Annotated in this window: 18 protein-coding genes; 11 read left to right on the top strand and 7 right to left on the bottom strand. The window is 72.4% G+C overall.

All coding sequences use genetic code 11. From position 1 onward, the window contains the following. Positions 1–63 precede the first annotated feature (63 nt). Positions 64–990, bottom strand: coding sequence for a Ppx/GppA family phosphatase (locus ABD973_RS18145; RefSeq protein ID WP_125821496.1), 927 nt, complete (start codon positions 988–990; stop codon positions 64–66). 172 nt (positions 991–1,162) lie between these two features. Between ABD973_RS18145 and ABD973_RS18140 the strand changes: the two genes are divergently transcribed. Continuing rightward, complete coding sequence (locus ABD973_RS18140; protein WP_125604164.1) at positions 1,163–1,909, top strand: DUF3109 family protein; 747 nt, start codon at positions 1,163–1,165, stop codon at positions 1,907–1,909. A gap of 17 nt (positions 1,910–1,926) precedes the next feature. Here ABD973_RS18140 and ABD973_RS18135 read toward each other — a convergent pair whose 3' ends face one another. Beyond that, positions 1,927–3,651: a BACON domain-containing protein gene (locus ABD973_RS18135; protein WP_386382880.1), complete on the bottom strand. Its 1,725-nt coding sequence runs from the start codon at positions 3,649–3,651 to the stop codon at positions 1,927–1,929. A 344-nt stretch (positions 3,652–3,995) separates the two neighbouring features. Between ABD973_RS18135 and radA the strand changes: the two genes are divergently transcribed. Both radA and disA read left to right on the top strand, forming a co-directional pair. Next, positions 3,996–5,423, top strand: coding sequence for a DNA repair protein RadA (gene radA, locus ABD973_RS18130; protein ID WP_125821497.1), 1,428 nt, complete (start codon positions 3,996–3,998; stop codon positions 5,421–5,423). A 299-nt stretch (positions 5,424–5,722) separates the two neighbouring features. Beyond that, positions 5,723–6,847 carry a DNA integrity scanning diadenylate cyclase DisA gene (gene disA, locus ABD973_RS18125; RefSeq protein ID WP_007264801.1) on the top strand — a complete coding sequence of 375 codons (1,125 nt, stop codon included), beginning with the start codon at positions 5,723–5,725 and terminating at the stop codon, positions 6,845–6,847. Positions 6,848–6,901: 54 nt separating this feature from the next. Here disA and ABD973_RS18120 read toward each other — a convergent pair whose 3' ends face one another. Further along, positions 6,902–7,636: a hypothetical protein gene (locus ABD973_RS18120; RefSeq protein WP_306463758.1), complete on the bottom strand. Its 735-nt coding sequence runs from the start codon at positions 7,634–7,636 to the stop codon at positions 6,902–6,904. A gap of 223 nt (positions 7,637–7,859) precedes the next feature. Between ABD973_RS18120 and ABD973_RS18115 the strand changes: the two genes are divergently transcribed. The 7 genes from ABD973_RS18115 (at position 7,860) to ABD973_RS18085 (ending at position 14,142) form a co-directional block, all read left to right on the top strand. Next, the gene (locus ABD973_RS18115) at positions 7,860–8,480 is read left to right on the top strand and encodes a phosphatase PAP2 family protein (protein ID WP_125821498.1); all 621 of its coding nucleotides are present in this window, start codon (positions 7,860–7,862) and stop codon (positions 8,478–8,480) included. A gap of 23 nt (positions 8,481–8,503) precedes the next feature. After that, positions 8,504–9,439, top strand: a complete 936-nt coding sequence (locus ABD973_RS18110; RefSeq protein WP_125821499.1) for an HhH-GPD family protein — start codon at positions 8,504–8,506, stop codon at positions 9,437–9,439. A 225-nt stretch (positions 9,440–9,664) separates the two neighbouring features. Further along, on the top strand, positions 9,665–10,225 hold the full coding sequence (locus ABD973_RS18105) for a SigE family RNA polymerase sigma factor (RefSeq protein WP_007264805.1): 561 nt from the start codon (positions 9,665–9,667) through the stop codon (positions 10,223–10,225). Beyond that, complete coding sequence (locus tag ABD973_RS18100) at positions 10,213–10,917, top strand: hypothetical protein (protein WP_164720904.1); 705 nt, start codon at positions 10,213–10,215, stop codon at positions 10,915–10,917. The genes ABD973_RS18105 and ABD973_RS18100 overlap by 13 nt, the downstream gene beginning before the upstream one ends. A gap of 34 nt (positions 10,918–10,951) precedes the next feature. After that, positions 10,952–11,665: a two-component system response regulator CseB gene (gene cseB / locus ABD973_RS18095; RefSeq protein ID WP_125602886.1), complete on the top strand. Its 714-nt coding sequence runs from the start codon at positions 10,952–10,954 to the stop codon at positions 11,663–11,665. 10 nt (positions 11,666–11,675) lie between these two features. Then, a complete protein-coding gene (gene cseC, locus ABD973_RS18090) occupies positions 11,676–12,989 on the top strand; it encodes a two-component system sensor histidine kinase CseC (protein ID WP_125602885.1) in 1,314 nt (437 codons plus the stop codon). Positions 12,990–13,023: 34 nt separating this feature from the next. Further along, positions 13,024–14,142: a LamG-like jellyroll fold domain-containing protein gene (locus ABD973_RS18085; RefSeq protein WP_125821500.1), complete on the top strand. Its 1,119-nt coding sequence runs from the start codon at positions 13,024–13,026 to the stop codon at positions 14,140–14,142. 18 nt (positions 14,143–14,160) lie between these two features. On the opposite strand, the gene ABD973_RS18080 is transcribed toward ABD973_RS18085, so the two are convergent. Both ABD973_RS18080 and ABD973_RS18075 read right to left on the bottom strand, forming a co-directional pair. Further along, positions 14,161–14,778 carry a M23 family metallopeptidase gene (locus tag ABD973_RS18080; protein WP_125605696.1) on the bottom strand — a complete coding sequence of 206 codons (618 nt, stop codon included), beginning with the start codon at positions 14,776–14,778 and terminating at the stop codon, positions 14,161–14,163. 1,605 nt (positions 14,779–16,383) lie between these two features. Then, positions 16,384–18,909: an ATP-dependent Clp protease ATP-binding subunit gene (locus ABD973_RS18075; protein WP_125821501.1), complete on the bottom strand. Its 2,526-nt coding sequence runs from the start codon at positions 18,907–18,909 to the stop codon at positions 16,384–16,386. Between the two features lie 451 nt (positions 18,910–19,360). Between ABD973_RS18075 and ABD973_RS18070 the strand changes: the two genes are divergently transcribed. Next, a complete protein-coding gene (locus tag ABD973_RS18070) occupies positions 19,361–19,948 on the top strand; it encodes an SCO3374 family protein (protein ID WP_125821502.1) in 588 nt (195 codons plus the stop codon). Here the strand turns inward: ABD973_RS18070 and ABD973_RS18065 are convergent. Next, on the bottom strand, positions 19,927–20,265 hold the full coding sequence (locus tag ABD973_RS18065; protein ID WP_007264817.1) for a histone-like nucleoid-structuring protein Lsr2: 339 nt from the start codon (positions 20,263–20,265) through the stop codon (positions 19,927–19,929). The two genes, ABD973_RS18070 and ABD973_RS18065, sit on opposite strands and share 22 nt — an antisense overlap. Before the next feature lie 165 nt (positions 20,266–20,430). Further along, positions 20,431–20,964, bottom strand: coding sequence for an amino-acid N-acetyltransferase (locus ABD973_RS18060; RefSeq protein ID WP_125821503.1), 534 nt, complete (start codon positions 20,962–20,964; stop codon positions 20,431–20,433). Positions 20,965–21,009: the final 45 nt, after the last annotated feature.

The raw sequence follows: 21,009 nt of genomic DNA, 5'->3' as shown, positions 1-21,009 counted from the left end.
CCCACCCCTCGAGGGGGAGATGGCGGGCCCGCGCCGCAAGATGCGTACGCAGGCCCCGTACCCCTACGGCAGGTGGTCCAGTCTGCGGAGGATGACGCCCTCGCGGAGGGCCCAGGGGCAGATCTCCAGTTCGTCCACGCCGAAGAGGTCCATGGTCGCCTCCGCCACCAGCGCGCCCGCCAGGAGCTGGGCGGCGCGGCCTTCCGAGACGCCGGGGAGGGCGGCGCGTTCCGTCGTGGTCATCGCCGTCAGGCGGGGGACCCACTCCTCCAGGGACTTCCGCGTCAGCTCGCGCTGCACGTGCGGGCCGTCGGCCTCGCGGGCCGCGCCGGCGATGCGGGCCAGCTGCTTGAAGGTCTTCGACGTGGCCACCACGTGGTCCGGCGCCCCGAAGCGGCTGAACTCGCCGACGGTCCGTGCGATCTGCGCCCGCACGTGCCGCCGCAGCGCCCGTACGTCCGCCGGGTCCGCCGGGTCGCCCGGGAGCCAGGCCGAGGTGAGGCGGCCGGCGCCCAGCGGCAGGGACACGGCCGCGTCGGGGTCCTCGTCCATGCCGAACGCGATCTCCAGCGAGCCCCCGCCGATGTCGAGGACCAGCAGCTTCCCCGCCGACCAGCCGAACCACCGCCGGACCGCCAGGAAGGTCAGCCGGGCCTCGTCCTCGCCGCTGAGCACCGGCAGCTCGATGCCGGTCTCCTCCTTGACCCGGGCGAGGACCTCGTCGGCGTTCGGGGCCTCGCGCACCGCGCTGGTCGCGAACGGCAGCACGTCCTCGCAGCCCTTGTCCTCGGCCGCCTGCACCGCGCCGGCGATCGCCGAGACGAGGCGCTCCACGCCGTCCGGGCTGACGGCGCCGCGCTCGTCGAGCAGCTCGGCGAGGCGCAGCTGCACCTTGTGCGAGTGGGCGGGCTGCGGGCGCGCGCCGGGGTGCGCGTCCACCACCAGCAGATGGATCGTGTTCGAACCCACGTCAAGGACACCGAGTCTCATACGGGAAACGCTACTGGGCCGAACGCGGAGCGGTGGAGGAAGGGGCGCTTAGGCTGGGCTTGTGCCAAATTCGAAGAAGGCCAGCAAGAGCAACAAGAGCGACAAGAGCGACAGGGCCAAGAGCACCACGGCCGGACTCAAGACCGGACCCAAGACCGGTCCCAAGGCCAAGGTGTCGGACGAGAAGGGGCTCGACTTCCCCCGGGCCTGGGTGGAGTTCCCCGATCCCGCCGACGACGAGCAGGTCTTCCGCTGCGACCTGACCTGGCTGACCTCCCGCTGGACGTGCATCTTCGGCAGCGGCTGCCAGGGCATCCAGGCGGGCCGGGCGTCCGACGGGTGCTGCACCCTCGGCGCGCACTTCTCCGACGAGGACGACGAGAAGCGGGTCGCCGAGCACGTCGCCCGGCTCACGCCCGAGCTGTGGCAGTTCCACGACGTCGGCAGCGAGTCGGGCTGGACCCAGCTGGACGACGACGGGGACAAGCAGACCCGCCGCTGGGACGGCGCCTGCATCTTCCTGAACCGGCCCGGCTTCCCCGCCGGCGCGGGCTGTTCCCTGCACATCCTGGCCCTGCGCAGCGGCCAGGAGCCGCTGGAGACGAAGCCGGACGTGTGCTGGCAGCTGCCGATCCGGCGGACGTACGACTGGATCGACCGGCCGGACGACACCCGCGTGCTCCAGGTGTCGATCGGCGAGTACGACCGGCGCGGCTGGGGCCCGGGCGGGCACGACCTGCACTGGTGGTGCACGTCGGCGACGTCCGCGCACGGCGCCGGGGACCCGGTGTACGTGTCGTACCGGGCGGAGCTGACGGAGCTGATGGGCGCGGAGGGCTACGCGGAGCTGGTGAAGCTGTGCGAGGCGCGGCTGGCGTCGCTGCTGCCGATGGCCCCGCATCCCGCCGACCCGCAGTAGGTACGCAGCCGGGCGCCTCAGCCGGCCGGCGGGCCGGCCCCCGGGTCGGGGGAAACCGTTCCTCCTGAGGACGGGGCCGGGGTCGCCGGGTCCGTCGGGGTGGGCGTGGGCGTCGGGGTCGGTGTCGGCGTGGGGTCCGGGGGCGTCGGCGTGGGCGTCGGGGTCGGTGTCGGGGCCGGGGGCGTCGGGGTGGGGTCCGGGGCGGGCGGGGTCGGCTCGGTGGTGGGGGCGGGGCGGCCGCGGCCCTGGAGGGAGATCACCGCGCCGCCGGGGTCGACGCCGACCCGGGCCGTCCAGGCGCCGACGGGCTGGGCCGCGGTGTCGACGGTGATCCGGAGGGTGACCGATTCTCCGGGTGCGAGGGTGCCCGCGGTCTGGCTCGCGCGCAGCCAGGGCGCGTCCGACCAGAGCCGCCAGTCGACCGGGCTGCCGCCGGAGGCGGTGAGCGTGAGCAGGGTGGTGGCGCCGCGGGTGGCGGCGGCGACGGTCAGGCGGCCGGGCGCGCCGGGGCCGCCGGCCTCGGGGGTGGCCGGGGTGCCGGCGCTGATGACCTCGACGGAGACGTCGGGGGCTTCGCTGCCGGGGGCGAAGCCGGGCTCGCCGGTGGTGTGGGCGGTGTTCCCGGTGTTCTCGTACCCGGTGAGGGGGCGGCCGGCGACGTACGGGGGCGGGATCTGCGACTCGCTGGCCGAGATGCGGGTGCCGTCGCCGCCGACGGGTTCGCCGGTGGAGGGTGCGCCCCGGTACGCGGCCCACAGCGCGAGTACGGGCGCCGCCACGACGGTGGCGACGACGGTGGTGGTCACGGCGCGGGCCCGGAACCGGTCGCGGCGGGCGGCGCGGTCCTTGGGGTCCATGGGGAAGCCGGTGCGGTCGAAGCGCGGGCCGGGGCGGCCGCCGCGGCGCCGGCCGGAGCGCAGCATGGCGGCGTGGACGGCGGTGCGGGGGGCGGGGACGAGGGGGAGGGCGGCGTCGATGCCGCCGGAGCCGGGCCAGGGCGCGCCGGCGCCGACGCGTTCGGCGACGCGGCGGCAGCGCGGGCAGTCGTCGACGTGGCGGACGAGCTCGGCGCGCAGGGTGGCGGAGAGGAGGACCTGGCCGGGGCCGGGGCCGTCGTCGTCGCCGGTGATGCGGGAGACGGCCGGGCAGTTGGCGGTCTCGACGACGGCGAGGGCGGCGCGGGTGCGTTCGACTTCGCAGGCGGCGCCGGAGAGCAGGTCCCGGGCGGTGGTGGGGGCGGTGCCGAGGACGGCGGCGAGTTCGGTGACGCCGAGGCGGTGGCGGACGGCGAGTTCGAGGGCTTCGCGCTGTTCGGGGGTGGTGCCGGCGGCTTCGGGCCAGGCGAGGCGGGCGAGCTCGGTGCGGTGGTAGGCGCTGACGTCGAGCGGGCGGTGCGCCCGGGGCGCGTGATCGGCGCCGGTGTACTCCGGCGTGCGCCGGGTGGAATGCGCCCCTTGGCGTACGCGCCTGCGCTCGGCCAGCCGGCGCAGGCAGGCCCAGCGGGCGAGGGCGTACAGCCAGGCCCGGCGGTCGCCCTCGTCGGGACATCGGCCGGGGTGCCGCTCGGCCACGGCGAGGACGTCGCCTAGCACGTCGGCGGCGGCCTCGTGGTCGCACAGGACCGAGAGGCAGTAGGTGAAGAGCCCGTCCAGGTAGGGCTCGTGCCGGAAGGGCGGGGGCTCGGGAACCTCCAGCCGCAGGGTGTCCCCGGCGTCGGCCGCAGCACCCGTCCCGGGGGCCACTACCGCATCGGACGCACCACCGGCAACAGGTGCACCCTGCGCACCACCCGTGTCGCCACGCGTACCGCCCTCCGCGCCACCCGCCGGACCCGTCCATTCCGCTGGGGGTGTGCGCCTGTGCGCCGGGTGTGCGCCGGTGCGCGATACGGGGTCTCCCTGGTCGCTGCTCTTCACTCGGCGAACCGTAGGCGGCGCGCCGGTGACCCTCCGGAAGCCTTCCGGGCTTTTAGCCCTTAAGGGTGAACAGATCGCCACTCCGCTGACAGCGGCCCTGACGACGGGCCGCGTGCCCGACCGTCCCGGCCGGTCGGGCGTTGTCGGTGGCTGCGGCTACCGTGGGCGGCATGGCTGCCCGTACATCTCGCTCATCCGCCAAGGACCGGCCGTCCTACCGCTGCTCCGAGTGCGGCTGGGCCACCGTGAAATGGCTCGGCCGGTGCCCCGAGTGCCAGGCGTGGGGGACCGTCGAGGAGATGGGCGCGCCCGCCGTACGGACCACCGCGGCCGGCCGCGTCTCGGCCGCCGCGCTGCCGATCGCCCAGGTCGACGGGCGGACCGCGACCGCCCGCAGCACCGGCGTGGACGAGCTGGACCGCGTGCTCGGCGGCGGCCTCGTCCCCGGCGCCGTGGTCCTGCTGGCCGGCGAGCCGGGCGTCGGCAAGTCGACGCTGCTGCTGGACGTCGCCGCGAAGGCGGCCACCGGCGACCACCGCACCCTCTACGTCACCGGCGAGGAGTCGGCGAGCCAGGTGCGGCTGCGCGCCGACCGGATCAACGCCCTCAACGACCACCTCTACCTCGCCGCCGAGACCGACCTGTCCGCCGTGCTGGGGCACCTCGACGCGGTGAAGCCCTCGCTGCTGGTCCTGGACTCCGTACAGACCATCGCCTCCCCCGAGATCGACGGTGCGCCCGGCGGCATGGCCCAGGTCCGCGAGGTCGCCGGCGCGCTGATCCGCGCCTCGAAGGAGCGGGGCATGGCCACCCTCCTCGTCGGCCACGTCACCAAGGACGGCGCCATCGCCGGCCCCCGCCTGCTGGAGCACCTCGTGGACGTGGTGCTCAGCTTCGAGGGCGACCGGCACGCCCGGCTGCGCCTGGTGCGCGGCGTGAAGAACCGCTACGGCGCCACGGACGAGGTCGGCTGCTTCGAGCTGCACGACGAGGGCATCACCGGGCTCGCCGACCCCAGCGGGCTGTTCCTGACCCGGCGCGCCGAGGCGGTGCCGGGCACCTGCCTGACCGTGACCCTGGAGGGCAAGCGCCCGCTGGTCGCCGAGGTGCAGGCGCTCACCGTCGACTCGCAGATCCCCTCCCCGCGCCGCACCACCTCGGGCCTGGAGACCTCGCGCGTCTCGATGATGCTGGCGGTGCTGGAGCAGCGCGGCCGGATCACCGCGCTGGGCAAGCGGGACATCTACAGCGCGACCGTGGGCGGGGTGAAGCTGACGGAGCCGGCCGCCGACCTGGCGATCGCGCTGGCCCTGGCCTCGGCGGCGAGCGACGTGCCGCTGCCGAAGAACCTGGTCGCCATCGGTGAGGTCGGCCTGGCCGGCGAGGTGCGGCGGGTGACCGGCGTGCAGCGGCGCCTGGCCGAGGCGCACCGGCTCGGCTTCACGCACGCGCTGGTCCCGGCGGACCCGGGGAAGGTGCCGCCGGGCATGAAGGTGACCGAGGTGGCGGACATGGGGGACGCGCTGCGGGTCCTGCCGCGCGGGCGGTCGCGTACGCCGGCCAGGGAGCGGGCCGCGGCGGGCAACGGGGCCGAGTAGCGGGGCGAGCAGCGGGCCGGGCAGCGGGCCGGGCACCGGAGCCGCGTAACGGAATCCTTTACTCCGACGACGGGTCCGGACGGCGCCCCAAACGCCAGGTCAGCGGCCTGACGTGAGCCGGACGCGGCCGGAGCCGCCGCCCGGCGGGGGTCCCCCGACGGGCGGGGCGCGGGGCCCGTACGGGGCGTCGTGGCGGCGGTACGGGCCAAGCCCCGGCGGGCGCGCAGCGTGCGCCGGTAGACTTTGTGCTGGTCCGCCCGGCCGTACGCGGCGGCGCAACCCGCGACCGGAGGAGTGCAGTGGCAGCCAAGGACGGTGCAGCAGCACCCGGGAAGTCCGGCGCGAGCTCCAAGCACGAGGCGTTGATGCGCGCTTCGCTGAGCGCGGTCGCGCCTGGTCAGCCCCTGCGCGACGGGCTGGAGCGGATCGTCCGCGGCAACACGGGCGGCCTGATCGTCCTCGGCATGGACAAGGCCGTCGAGGCGATGTGTACCGGCGGCTTCGTGCTGGACGTGGAGTTCACCGCTACCCGGCTGCGCGAGCTGTGCAAGCTCGACGGGGCGCTCATCCTCGACAAGGACATCACCAAGATCCTGCGGGCCGGCGTGCAGCTGGTGCCCGACGCGTCGATCCCCACGGAGGAGACGGGCACCCGTCACCGCACGGCGGACCGCGTCTCCAAGCAGTGCGGCTTCCCGGTGGTGTCGGTGTCGCAGTCGATGCGGCTGATCGCGCTGTACGTGGACGGGGAACGGCGCGTCCTGGAGGAGTCCGGGGCGATCCTGTCGCGCGCGAACCAGGCGCTGGCCACGCTGGAGCGGTACAAGCTCCGCCTGGACGAGGTCGCGGGGACGCTGTCGGCGCTGGAGATCGAGGACCTGGTCACGGTCCGCGACGTCACCGCCGTCGCGCAGCGGCTGGAAATGGTCCGCCGGATCGCGACGGAAATCGCCGAGTACGTGGTCGAACTGGGCACGGACGGGCGACTGCTCTCCCTCCAGCTGGACGAGCTGACGGTCGGCATCGAGCAGGAGCGGGAGCTGGTGATCCGGGACTACGTTCCGGAACCGACGGCGAAGCGTTCCCGCACGGTGGAGGAGGCGCTGCCGGCGCTGGACGCGCTGACGCATCCGGAACTGCTGGAGCTGGCGATCGTGGCGAAGGCGCTGGGGTACACGGGCTCGCCGGAGACCCTGGACTCGGCGGTGTCGCCGCGCGGGTACCGGCTGCTGGCGAAGGTGCCGAGGCTGCCCGGGGCGATCATCGAGCGGCTGGTGGAGCACTTCGGCGGCCTGCAGAAGCTGCTGGCGGCGTCGGTGGACGACCTCCAGACGGTGGACGGCGTGGGCGAGGCGCGTGCGCGCAGCGTCCGCGAGGGCCTGTCCCGCCTGGCGGAGTCCTCGATCCTCGAACGCTACGTCTAGCCCCCGGGGCTGCGCCCCGGACCCCGCGCCTCAAGCGCCGACGCGTCCGGAAGGCTAGTCCTGCTTCAGGACGAAGGACGTGCGGGCCACCGGGAGGCCCGGGGACTTGACCTCGACCACGTAGGTGTCGGGCGCCGGGTTGCCCTGCGGCGGGTTCTGGCACTGGTCCGCCGCGCTCGGCTTGCGGTCCCACTCCACCGACTGCTTCGTCTCGCCCTGGGCCGGCAGCCGGTAGAACGCGTTGGCCGCGCCCGTCGGGCAGTCGGCGGAGGACCAGACGGCCTTGGCGCCCGTCGTCTGGAAGATGGTCATCACCGCCTGCTTCGGGCCGAGGCCGAACTTGCAGGTGCTGCCGGAGGTGTTGCGGACGAGGAGTTCCAGACGGGGCTTCTCGTTCGCCTCGTACTCGTTCTTGACGCTCTTGACCTCCCACTGCAACGCGCTGGCGGGGCACGTCGGCAGCGGGGAGTCCGCCGGGACCTGTGCGGGGGCCGCGCCGCCGGAGCCGCCGGAGGACGAGGCGCCCGCGCCGCCGCCGGAGCCCGCACCGGTGCCGCCCGCGTCGCCGTTCTTCGCCGGGCCGGTGGCACCGCCGCCGCTGCCCGAGTCCCCGCGTCCGCCCGGGGCCTGACTGATCGCCGGGCCGGTGCCGGAGGGGCCGGGGGTGATGGTGCGCACGGGTCCGGAGCCGTCGCCGCCGCCCTTGCCGTTCGTACTCGTCCTGCCGCCGCCGGAACTGACGAACCATACGGCGAGCAGCGCGACGAGCGCGGCGACGGACGCCAGCACGGCCCTCCGCCGCCAGTAAATGGAGGAGGGAAGCGGCCCGACCGGATTGCGCAGAGATCCCACGCACCGAACCTTACGAGAACTCGTGCCGCGTTCCGCGCCCCACATGCCGCACGTCCGGCAGGTTTTGCCGATGATCATCCTGCGGGGCTACTCGCGAACGGTCATATCCGGCCAGGGGTCTGACACGACAGCCGCGGAGCGCCGAGTACGGTCAGTGACCATGGACAGCTCCGACCTCTACCGCGACATCACCGACTTCGCCCACGCCACGCCCCCTTGGGTGCAGAAGGTGGTCGAGGTCTGGACCGAGTACGGCCTCCTGGTGTTCGGCCTGCTCTACATATCCGTCTGGTGGCGTGCGCGCGGCAGGCAGGGCGGAGATCCCCGGGCCCTCGCCCTGGCCGTGCTGGCGCCGCTGGTCACCGCGCTCGTGTACGTCGCGTCCGAGCTCGTCAAGTCCACCATCGACGAGGAACGGCCCTGCCGGGCGGTGGCCGGGGCGGCCGCCTCCCTCGTCCCGTGCCCGCCGTACGGGGACTGGTCCTTCCCCAGCAACCACTCCGCCATCGCCGGCGCCGCCGCCGTCGCGCTGGCGCTGGCCGTCCCCCGTCTCGCGTGGCTGACGCTGCCGATGGGGCTGCTGATGGCCTTCTCCCGCGTCTTCGTCGGGGTGCACTACCCGCACGACGTCGGCATGGGCCTGCTGCTGGGGGCCTCGCTGGCCGTCCTGGCCGTGGCGGCGCTGACCGGTCCGATGATCAGGCTCATCACCGCCGTCCAGGGGAGCGGCAACCGCGCGGCCGTCTGGTTCACCGGTCCGGGCCCCGCGCGCCGGACCTGAAACGTGCCAGGATGCCGTCTGTCATGACTGCATCTCCCTCACACGCCTCCGCGACCTCCGAGACCTCCGCGTCCCGCGTGGCACCCGCCCGCGCGCTGCACTCCCCGGTCATCGCGTGGTTCGACGAGCACGCCCGCGACCTCCCCTGGCGCCGCCCCGAGGCCGGCCCCTGGGGGGTGATGGTCAGCGAGTTCATGCTCCAGCAGACCCCCGTCAGCCGGGTGCTGCCCGTGTACGAGCAGTGGCTCGCCCGGTGGCCCCGGCCCGCGGACCTGGCCGCCGAGGCGCCGGGCGAGGCCGTACGGGCCTGGGGGCGGCTCGGCTACCCCCGGCGGGCGCTGCGGCTGCACGGCGCGGCCGCGGCGATAACGGAACGGCACGGCGGCGACGTGCCCCGGGACCACGCGCAGCTGCTGGCGCTGCCCGGGATCGGCGAGTACACGGCCGCCGCGGTGGCCTCCTTCGCGTACGGGCAGCGGCACCCGGTGCTGGACACCAACGTGCGCCGGGTCTTCGCGCGCGCCGCGACCGGGGTCGAGTACCCGCCGAACGCCACCACCGCCGCCGAACGCCGGCTGGCGCGGGAGCTGCTGCCCGAGGACGAGCCGACGGCGGCCCGCTGGGCGGCGGCCTCGATGGAGCTCGGCGCGCTGGTGTGCACCGCCAAGAACCCGGACTGCGCCCGCTGCCCGGTGTCGGGGCTGTGCGCGTGGCGGCTGGCGGGCAAGCCCGCGCACGACGGGCCGCCACGGCGCGGGCAGACGTACGCCGGTACGGACCGCCAGGTGCGCGGCAAGCTGCTCGCGGTGCTGCGGGAGGCGGTGGGCCCGGTTCCGCAGGCGGTGCTGGACACGGTGTGGGACGAGCCCGTGCAGCGGGCCCGGGCGCTGGACGGACTGGTGTCGGACGGGCTCGTGGAGCCCCTCGCGCACGGGATGTACCGGCTGCCGCAGAGCTGAGTCCCGGGGCGCCTCCGCACCGCCGGGCGCCCCCCTCGGGATTCACTCGAAGTTGACGCGAAGATTCCGTTTGAGGCCGGGAAACCGCAGCTCACGGGCGCTGTTACACAACCTACGGGTGTCCGTGCGCCCACCGCAGGCTGACCCGCACAGTGCCGTGACAACCCCTCCGTAACTTCGGATCCGTAAGACAGCGGAGACGGGGACGCAGTGGAGGCGGTACGCATGGCGCACGGAGAGGTACTCGAGTTCGAGGAGTACGTACGCACCCGGCAGGACGCCCTCCTGCGCAGCGCACGGCGCCTGGTCCCGGACCCCACGGACGCCCAGGACCTCCTCCAGACCGCCCTCGTCCGCACCTACGGCCGCTGGGACGGCATCGCCGACAAGTCCCTCGCCGACGCCTACCTGCGCCGCGTCATGATCAACACGCGGACCGAGTGGTGGCGGGCCCGCAAGCTCGACGAGGTCCCCACCGAGCAGCTCCCCGACGCCTCCGTCGAGGACGGCTCGGACCAGCGCGCCGACCGCGCCCTCCTCATGGACATCCTCAAGGTGCTCGCGCCCAAGCAGCGCAGTGTCGTCGTGCTGCGACACTGGGAGCAGATGAGCACCGAGGAGACGGCCGCGGCGCTCGGTATGTCGGCGGGAACCGTGAAGAGCACACTGCACCGCGCCCTGGCCCGGCTCCGTCAGGAGCTGGAGAGCCGGGACCTGGACATGCGTGCCCTGGAACGCGGTGACCACACCACGCGCTACGAGGGGCGGGAGCGGTGCGCGGCCTGAACGGCCAAAGTCTGAGCGGTAGAAGCTCGCTGGTACTCCTGTCGGCGGGGACCACGGTCCTCGTCGGCACAGTGCTGTTCGCGGCCGGATGCTCCGCCGGGGGCACGGGGCTGCGCGACGGGGGGCCCGCGCGCACCGATCCGGTGGCGCGCAGCAACCAGCCCACCGGCGTCCCCACCAAGCCCCCGGCCCCGGGCCACTCCGCCGCCGCGTCCACCGGCAGCCCGGTCAAGCGGGTCGACCCGGTCGCCCTGCTGAAGGCCGACCCCAAGGTCAGCGCCGAGATCAAGCGGGACCTGAAGCCCTGCACGGGCAAGGAGTACCCGATCGACGTGAGCTACGGGAAGATCACCGGCAACACCGTCGTCGACGTCGTCGTCAACGTCCTGTCCTGCGCCGACGCCCTGGGCCGCGGCTCGTACGTGTACCGGTCGAACGGCTCCGCGTACGAGAATGTGTTCGCGGACGAGCAGAAGCCCGTCTACGCGGAGATCGACCGGGGCGACCTCGTCGTCAGCAAGCCCGTGTACGGGCACGACGCCGCCCCCTCCGAACCGTCCGGCGAGGACGTGATCACGTACCGCTGGAACGGCGAACGGTTCGCCGAGCAGGACCGGGTGCACTCGGAGTACAGCAACGTCTACAACCCCGGGATGCAACCGGCCCCGGCCGTCTCGCAGAAGAACGACTGACCGAACCGACGATGGAAGCGGAGTGAGGCTGGGCATGGCCGAGACCCACGTGCTGTTCGTGGAGGACGACGACGTCATCCGCGAGGCCACGACGCTGGCGCTGGAACGCGACGGCTTCGCGGTCACCGCCATGCCCGACGGCCTGTCCGGCCTGGAGTCCTTCCGGGCCAACCGGCCCGACATCGCCCTCCTCGACGTGATGGTGCCCGGCATGGACGGCGTCAGCCTCTGCCGGCGCATCCGCGACGAGTCCACCGTCCCCGTCATCATGCTCTCGGCACGCGCCGACAGCATCGACGTCGTCCTCGGCCTGGAGGCCGGCGCCGACGACTACGTCACCAAGCCCTTCGACGGCTCCGTCCTCGTCGCCCGCATCCGCGCCGTGCTGCGCCGCTTCGGCCACGCGGGCGGCCCGCAGAACGGCGCGAACGGCTCCGCCGACGCGGACGGCTCCGACGAACGCGGCGTCCTGTCCTTCGGCGACCTGGAGGTCGACACCGAGGGCATGGAGGTCCGCAGGGCCGGCGCCCCCGTCGCCCTCACCCCCACCGAGATGCGGCTGCTGCTGGAGTTCTCCTCCGCACCCGGCACCGTCCTGTCCCGCGACCGGCTCCTCGAACGGGTCTGGGACTACGACTGGGGCGGCGACACCCGCGTCGTCGACGTCCACGTACAGCGGCTGCGCACCAAGATCGGACAGGACCGGATCGAGACGGTCCGAGGCTTCGGATACAAGCTCAAGGCATGAGTAGAACCGCATGAGGCGCGTCACCCTCCGCACGGGGATCCGCTGGAAGATCACGCTCGCCATCGCCGCCGTCGGCGCCCTCACCGCGCTCGCCCTGAGCCTGGTGGTGCACAGCGCTGCCCGCGTGTCGATGATGGAGAGCGCCCGCGACCAGGAGCTGGAGCGGGTCCAGTACATCGCCCGCACCCCCGACGCCGGCCGCAAGCCCATCTGGGGCGCCAAGATCAACGACCCCGAGCTGCCCGCCGAACTGCGCGAGAAGGCCCGCTCCGGACGGCGCGGCACCTACGTGCAGGAGTACCCCAAACGCGCCCCCGAGGTGTGGGCGGCCGTACCGCTCGGCAACGGGCAGGTGCTGTCCATGCACCACCAGTTCCGCGAGAGCGCCAACATGGTGCGCGACCTGGACCGGGCCCTGGTCGTCGGCTCGCTGGCCGTCGTGATCGGCGGCTCGGCGATGGGCGTCCTCATCGGCGGCCAGATCTCCCGCCGGCTCCGCGAGGCCGCGGCCGCCGCACAGCGCGTGGCCCACGGCGACCCCGAAGTACGCGTACGGGACGCCGTCGGCGGCGTCGTACGGGACGAGACCGACGACCTGGCCCGCGCCGTCGACGCCATGGCCGACGCCCTCCAGCAGCGGCTGGAGGCCGAACGGCGGGTCACCGCGGACATCGCCCACGAGCTGCGGACCCCGGTCACGGGCCTGCTCACCGCCGCGGAACTGCTGCCCCCCGGCCGGCCGACCGAGCTGGTGCGCGACCGCGCCCAGGCCATGCGCGCCCTGGTCGAGGACGTCCTGGAGGTCGCCCGGCTGGACGGCGCGTCCGAGCGCGCCGAGCTCCAGGAAGTGGCACTGGGCGAGTTCGTGTCCCGGCGGGTCGCCTCGCTGATGCCCGACGCCTCCGTACGCGTCGTCGCGGACGAGATCGTCAGCACCGACCCCCGCCGGCTGGAGCGGATCCTGGGAAACCTGCTGGCCAACGCCATGCGGTACGGGCGCGCCCCGATCCAGGTCGACGTCGAGGGCCGGGTCGTACGCGTCCGGGACCACGGGCCGGGCTTCCCCGAGGCCCTGCTCCGCGAGGGCCCCAGCCGCTTCCGGACCGGATCCACGGACCGCGCGGGCGTCGGCCACGGACTCGGCCTGACCATCGCGGAGGGCCAGGCCCGCGTCCTGGGGGCCCGGCTGACCTTCCGCAACGTCGCGGCCCGGGGCGGCGCGGAGAACGAGGGCGCCGCGGCGGGCGCGGTCGCGGTGCTGTGGCTGCCGGAACACGCCCCGACGGCGACGGGCAGCTTCCCGATCATCCAGCTCCCGGGCTGACGGCCCCTCCCGGCGATGTTCTAGCATCCCTGCCATGACTGACGGTACGGATCGCCCGAACAGCCCCCAGCCCGGCCCCGCCTCGGGGAGCGGCGGCTACGGATTCCCGCCGCAGACGCCGAACCCCTACCAGTCGGGGCCCGCGCAGGGACAGCCGGCCGGAGGTGGCTTCGGCCCGCCTCCGGCCCAGCCCGCCGAGGAACCGTTTCCCTCCCCCGCCACCGCGCCCCTCCCCGCCCCGTCCACCCCGGACTGGCAGGCGATGGCCGACGCCACCGAGGCCCAGCAGCGCAAGCGCAAGCGGCTGACCATCGGGATCGGGGCGCTCGCCCTCGTCCTGGTGGCGGGCGGCGCGGGGTTCTTCGTACTGAACGGCTCCGACGACGACCCGAAGGACCCGCCGGCCGTCGCCGCCTCGGACTCCCCGAGCGCCTCCGGCGGCCCCGCCTCGAAGGGCCCGGACGGCAGCAAGAACCCCGAGGACGACTCCCCCACCGTGCCGGGCGAACCGAACCTGCTGCGCGACCGCAACGGCAAGATGGGCATAGCCCTGGGCCCGGGCGCCTCACTCGGGGAACTCGCCAACCGGACCGAGGTCCGCTTCAAGGGCGCCGCGGACTCCTACGCGCAGGGCGCCGAGGCCGCCGTGGACGTGACGAAGAGCTTCACCGTCTCCACGCGCGCCTACAACGTGTCCGAGTCCGGCCCGCGCATGGCGGTCAGCCAGGGCGACGGGGACTCGTACTCCTTCGAGCTGGGCTTCGAGGTCGTGGGCGGCAAGAAGGCCTGGGTGTTCCGGGTGCAGACCGGGGACAAGGGCCAGGCGGCCACGGCCCAGCAGGTCGTCGCGGACAACGTGGACACGACCCGCCAGTGGGCGCTCCTGACGGGCACCTACGACGCGGAGAAGAAGACCATCGCGCTCTGGGTGGACGACAAGCAGGCCGGTCAGGCGCAGGTCTCCGGGATCTGGGCCGGCCCCGGCCCCCTCCAGCTGGGCCGGGCCCGCCACCACGGGATCTGGAGCGCCTCGTGGATGGGCCCGCTGGACCACATCCGGATCTTCGACCAGGCGCTGGGCCAGGAACAGATCACGGGCCTGAAGAACAACAAGCTCGGCAAGACCAGGCCGATCCACTCCTGGCTGGTCTGACCCTCGGGGGCAGGCCGGTCAGATGGTGACGCCGGCGTTCCGCAGGAAGGCCACCGGGTTGACGGCCGAGCCGTAGTTCGCGGTGGTGCGGATCTCGAAGTGCAGGTGCGGGCCGCTGCTGTTGCCGGTGTTGCCGGACAGCGCGATCTGCTGGCCCGCGGAGACCTTCTGGCCGATCTTGACCTGGATCTTCGAGAGGTGCGCGTACTGGGAGTACGTGTTGTTCGCGTGCTTGACCACGATGGCGTTGCCGTACGCGGGACCGTCGCCGCCACCGTTCGGACCGGCCTTCACGACGGTGCCGGCGGCCGCGGCCTTGACCTTGGTACCGGTCGGGACGGCGAAGTCCTGGCCGGAGTGCTTGTGCGCCCACATGCTGCCGCCCTTGCCGAAGGTCGCGGACAGCGTGTAGCTGTCGACGGGCTTGGCCCACAGGGAGGTCTTGGCGGCCGCGGCCTTGGCCTGCGCATCGGCCTGGGCCTGGACGGCGGCGACCTCGGCGGAGGCGGACAGGGTGCTGGGGGCCTCGTCGGCGAAGGCGGCGGTCGTCCCGGCCCCGAGAGCCAGCAGCGCACCGAGCCCGGTGGCGGCGACGGCGATACGGGTACGGCGGGTGCTGGCGCGCTTCGCGGACATGTGGAGACCTCCGGGGCCGGGGACAAGGGCGTGTTTCGGGCAAGAAAGATCCCGGCGCTGCGGACCGAACCGCCACTGCCGGGCTTGCCCCACCTTGGTAACCCGCGCCCCCGAGCTTCCCCAAACGTCCCTTTTACTACCCCGGCTCGTAGCCGCGCGATGGATCTCCACACTCTTGACGGCACCCGTCCTGCACGTACGCAGGGACAAACCAGGACACCAAAACCTACGACAATTCCTAGTAGGTCCGTTTTGCCCTGTGCGGCTTGTCACCGCCGGGCGGGCGTTTGCCGGGGCGCGGGTGGGGGTGGGGGAGCGGTATCCCCCGGGGCGGTCTCATAGCCGGTTGGGGGTTTCCCGTCAGTCCCATCGTCCTTCCGGTTCGGGCCGGTCCCTCAAGGGCGCTCCTTCGTCGCGTCACTTCGTGATCGCCTTCGGCGACCCTTGACCGACCGACCCGAACCGGAAAGCCGAAAGACTGCCGGGAAACCCCCAAAGAAACGGGACGGTTCAGAGGAGGGCGGACGGGTCTCTCAGGGATGAGGCGAGGGGCCGGACGCCGGCCCGCCCGACATCCGGGGCCTCAAGAGTCCGGATTCCGGGCCAGGGGCGCGACTACCCGCACGAGAGGCTGATCAGAGCGCCCTCCAGACCCCCCAAGCGCGACAGATCGCTACGCGCTCCCCGAATCTCAGCGTCCGACGACCGCCCGTGGCCGATACCCGCACCAGAGGACGAACAGAGCAGCCCAGGGACCCGACAGGCGCGACAGATCGCTACGCGCTCCTCTGGTCTCGGCGGCCGACCGCCGCCTTGGGCTGGCCGTAGGCCATACAGAAGACTCACCCACCCCTTTTGCGCGCTTATGGGGGCCTGTTGTGGGGTCGGATCGTTCCCTGTCGGAGTCTGCGGGTGAAAAAGACATCCGCAGACTCCGGCAAGCCGCCATATGCCCTGCGAGAGGGCGGATTCGGCCCCCAAGGCCTTCGTCCGCCCCTCTCGCGGCCCATCCCAGCCCCAGACGGTCGCCGGACGCTGAGCCGGGAGGAGCGCGTAGCGATCTGACGCGTCTGGGGGCTTCCTGGGCTGCTCTGATCGTCTTCTCGTGCGGGTTGTCGCGCCCCTGGTCCGGAATCGCAGATGTGGGGGCCGTATGTCGGCGGGCCGGCGCCGGGCCCCTCGTCTCAGCGCTGAGGGACCCGCTCCTCCAAGGATCGTCCGTGCCGTTTCTTTGGGGGTTTCCCGGCAGTCTTTCGGCTTTCCGGTTCGGGCCGGTCGGTCAAGGGTGGCCGAAGGCCATCGCGTAGCGACGCGACGAAGGAGCGCCCTTGAGGGACCGGCCCGAACCGGAAGGACGATGGGACTGACGGGAAACCCCCAACCGGCTATGAGACCGCCCCAGGGCATACCGCCCCCGGCCCCCGCCCCGCAGGCAAGGGGGCGGGTGGGCAACCTCCGCCCCGCCCCAGGGGGTCGAGGGGGAGATGGCGCGCCCCCACCCCGGGCCCCGCACCGCAGGCCCCGCCCCACACCCCAAAGGGGCGGCCCCGGGACCACAAGGTCCCGGGGCCGCCCCTTTGGGCCGCTGCTGCGAGCGGCCGGTGCTTACGCGCCCTTCGACAGGTCCGGGCCGGAGCCCGTGGCCTCGATCGGGGGGAGGTCGGGCAGGGCCGACTTCTCCTCGCCGCGGAAGGTGAACTTGGCGTTCTCGCCCTCGCCCTCCACGCCGACGACCACGATGTGGCCGGGGCGCAGCTCGCCGAAGAGGATCTTCTCGGAGAGCAGGTCCTCGATCTCGCGCTGGATGGTCCGGCGCAGCGGGCGGGCGCCCATGATCGGGTCGTAGCCGCGCTTGGCCAGGAGCTGCTTAGCGTCACCGCTGAGCTCGATGCCCATGTCGCGGTCCTTGAGGCGCTCGTCCACCTTGGCGATCATCAGGTCGACGATCTGGATGATGTCTTCCTGGCTGAGCTGGTGGAAGACGACCGTGTCGTCGACACGGTTGAGGAACTCGGGCCGGAAGTGCTGCTTGAGCTCTTCGTTGACCTTCGCCTTCATCCGGTCGTAGCCGGTCTTGACGTCGCCCTGGGCGGCGAAGCCCAGGTTGAAGCCCTTGGAGATGTCCCGCGTACCCAGGTTGGTCGTCATGATGATGACCGTGTTCTTGAAGTCCACGACCCGGCCCTGGGAGTCGGTCAGGCGACCGTCCTCCAGGATCTGGAGAAGGGAATTGAAGATATCCGGGTGCGCCTTCTCGACCTCGTCGAAGAGGACGACGGAGAACGGCTTCCGGCGGACCTTCTCGGTCAGCTGGCCGCCCTCTTCGTAGCCCACGTAGCCGGGGGGCGAACCGAAGAGGCGGGAAACCGTGTGCTTCTCGCTGAACTCCGACATGTCGAGGGAGATCAGCGCGTCCTCGTCGCCGAACAGGAATTCGGCGAGCGTCTTGGAGAGCTCGGTCTTACCGACACCGGACGGACCGGCGAAGATGAACGAGCCACCGGGGCGCTTCGGGTCCTTCAGGCCGGCCCGCGTACGGCGGATCGCCTGCGAAAGGGCCTTGATGGCGTCCTTCTGACCGATGACGCGCTTGTGGAGCTCGTCCTCCATGCGCAGCAGGCGCGAGGACTCCTCCTCGGTCAGCTTGAAGACGGGAATGCCGGTCGCGGTCGCGAGGACCTCGGCGATGAGCTCGCCGTCGACCTCGGCGACGACGTCCATGTCGCCGGCCTTCCATTCCTTCTCGCGCTTGGACTTCGCGGCGAGCAGCTGCTTCTCCGAATCACGGAGCGAAGCCGCCTTCTCGAAGTCCTGGGAGTCGATGGCCGACTCCTTGTCGCGGCGGACGGCCGCGATCTTCTCGTCGAACTCGCGGAGGTCCGGCGGCGCGGTCATCCGGCGGATGCGCATCCGGGAGCCGGCCTCGTCGATCAGGTCGATCGCCTTGTCCGGGAGGAAGCGGTCCGAGATGTACCGGTCGGCCAGGGTCGCGGCCTGGACGAGGGCCTCGTCCGTGATCGAGACGCGGTGGTGGGCCTCGTACCGGTCACGGAGACCCTTGAGGATCTCGATGGTGTGCGGCAGCGACGGCTCCGCGACCTGGATGGGCTGGAAGCGGCGCTCCAGGGCCGCGTCCTTCTCCAGGTGCTTGCGGTACTCGTCCAGCGTGGTGGCACCGATGGTCTGGAGCTCGCCACGGGCCAGCATGGGCTTCAGGATGCTGGCGGCGTCGATCGCGCCCTCGGCGGCACCCGCACCCACGAGGGTGTGGAGCTCGTCGATGAACAGGATGATGTCGCCGCGGGTGCGGATCTCCTTGAGGACCTTCTTCAGGCGCTCCTCGAAGTCACCGCGGTAGCGGGAGCCGGCGACCAGGGCACCCAGGTCGAGCGTGTAGAGGTGCTTGTCCTTGAGGGTCTCGGGGACCTCGCCCTTGACGATCGCCTGCGCCAGGCCCTCGACGACGGCGGTCTTGCCGACGCCGGGCTCGCCGATGAGGACCGGGTTGTTCTTGGTCCGGCGGGACAGGACCTGCATGACCCGCTCGATCTCCTTCTCGCGCCCGATGACCGGGTCGAGCTTGGATTCGCGGGCCGCCTGGGTGAGGTTGCGGCCGAACTGGTCGAGGACCAGCGAGGTCGAGGGGGTGCCCTCGGCCGGGCCGCCTGCGGTGGCCGACTCCTTGCCGCCCCCGGTGTAGCCGGAGAGCAGCTGGATGACCTGCTGCCGGACCCTGTTCAGATCGGCGCCCAGCTTCACGAGGACCTGGGCGGCGACGCCCTCGCCCTCGCGGATCAGGCCGAGCAGGATGTGCTCGGTGCCGATGTAGTTGTGGCCGAGCTGGAGGGCCTCTCGGAGCGACAGCTCCAGGACCTTCTTCGCCCGCGGCGTGAAGGGGATGTGGCCGGACGGGGCCTGCTGGCCCTGACCGATGATCTCCTCAACCTGCTGGCGAACAGCCTCGAGCGAAATCCCGAGGCTCTCCAGGGCCTTAGCGGCGACACCCTCACCCTCGTGGATCAAGCCCAGGAGGATGTGCTCGGTGCCGATGTAGTTGTGGTTGAGCATCCGGGCTTCTTCCTGAGCCAGGACGACAACCCGCCGCGCGCGGTCGGTGAACCTCTCGAACATCGTTTATCGCTCCTCAGAGCGGTCGGGCAGTTCGGGGTCGGTCCCCGCCCTGTCCTTCCGCATGCTAGTCCCGCGGGACGGGACAGCTCATTCCAACTGCCGACATCCGTCCACGGCTCACCCCCACGTCGGTGAGGAAAACCGGCTGTAAGAGCCGACTACTGCTCCAACTCGATGGTGCGAGACGATGTTCCCGCAGGCCAGGCAGATACCCGTCACAGGTGTACGCCGATGGCGAACGGAACACGCTCAAATCAGCGTGTCGCCCCGATCCACTAGGAATGTCTTACCCGTAAGGACTGACACTCCATGCCGGTACGCATGGTTCCCTCCGCTACGGGCGAACACGCTTGTGTCCCGAATGTGAGACTCCGCTCGGCCGATGTTTACGCTCCGCATTGGTGCGGGCGCGTCGCGTAACCCGTCGGCGGTCGCCGGAGTTGCTCCGGTCATGTCCCTCAGCGTGAGCGTCCCGTCGCCCCGCGTCCCGTCCGAGGACGACACCCGTACCTGGTACGAACGGGTGCTCGGCTGGGCCTGCGCCGGGGGGCCGCCCCCGCAGCTGGTCACCGGGGTCCGGTTCGACGTGCTGGAGCTGCCCGCGGACGCCGGGGCCGCGGTGCTGCGCCGGCCCGGTTTCGCCGCCGCCGGTCCGGTGGCGGCGATGGGGCGCCGGATGCGCTTCCTGATCGCCCCGGGCGGCGCCGAGGAGCTGGAGGGGCTGCTCGACTGGCTGGAGTGGGGCGGGGTGGCGCTGGACCTGACCGCCGTGGGCGCGGGGGGCAGGATCACCGCCCCCGTGCCGCCCGGACGGGCGCCGGGAGAAAGCCCTCGGGGGGCCGCGGTGTGGCTGCGGCCCCCCGAGCTGGGGTGCGAGGCGTCGCTGCCCGCCCTGCCCGGTCCGGGGCGGGGCGCCGGACCCGGACTCTGTGCGGAGCCGGCCGGGCCCGATCTCGTACGCCTGGTGGCCGCGGCGGCGACGGAATGCCACCGCGCCCGCCTGGGGCGGCGTACGCCTCAGCCCTTGGCGTTCTCGTAGGCCTCGCGGATCTCGGCGGGAACCCGGCCGCGGTCGTTGACGCTGAGACCCTGGGCCTTGGCCCACGCGCGGATCTCCGCGGTGTCCGGGCTGCCCGGGGCGGCGGCGGCGCGGCCCTTGGCGCGGCCGGTGGAAGCACGCCCGCCGGTACGGCGGCCCGCCTTCACGAAGTCCTCCAGCGCACCGCGGAGCTTTTCAGCGTTGGCGGTGGTGAGGTCGATCTCGTAGGTCTTGCCATCCAGAGCGAACGTCACGGTCTCGTCCGCCGTGCCACCGTCGAGGTCGTCGACAAGAAGGACCTGAACCTTCTGTGCCACCGGATTTCCTTTCATCGAAAATGCAGTACGCGGAAAGGAAACCGCTTTTGCCTGGAAAACACAAACCCCCGTCGAGAGGTTCAGGACCTCAACAAGGCGGGAAACGTGCGCGATTCGGACATAGGCCTCAGGCGGACGGGGGCCCGTAATAGCCCCCGGGCCCGATCAGAGGTGCAGCAGCATCCGGCTGTTGCCCAAGGTGTTCGGCTTCACTCGTTCGAGACCGAGGAACTCGGCGACACCCTCGTCATAGGAACGCAGGAGCTCCATGTAGACATCGGTCTCCACCGCGGTCTCGCCGATCTCGACGAAGCCGTGCTTCGCGAAGAAGTCCACTTCGAAGGTCAGGCAGAATACCCGGCTCACCCCGACGCGGCGGGCGGTCTCCAACAACTTGGCGAGCACCAGGTGCCCGACGCCGGCGCCCTTCAAGTCGCGGTCGACGGCGAGCGTGCGCACTTCGGCGAGGTCTTCCCACATGACGTGGAGGGCGCCGCAGCCCACCACCTGCCCGTCGGAGTCGCGTTCCGCGACCCAGAACTCCTGGATGTCCTCGTAAAGGACGACGGGGGCTTTGTCGAGGAGGATCCGCTGCTGCACGTACTGGTCGAGCAGGCGGCGCAGCGCCGGAACATCGCTGGTGCGCGCGCGGCGGATCGTCACTGTTTTGGCGTCGGCTGTGGTGGAAAGCTCTCCCATACCCGGACGCTATCGCCCCGGGTCGCTCCCGTGCGCGCCGGAGTC

It is taken from the genome of Streptomyces racemochromogenes (genome assembly GCF_039535215.1).
Lineage (GTDB): Bacteria > Actinomycetota > Actinomycetes > Streptomycetales > Streptomycetaceae > Streptomyces > Streptomyces racemochromogenes.
The sequence above is the reverse complement of the archived record's forward strand: the minus strand, read 5'-3'. Positions and strand labels throughout refer to the sequence as shown.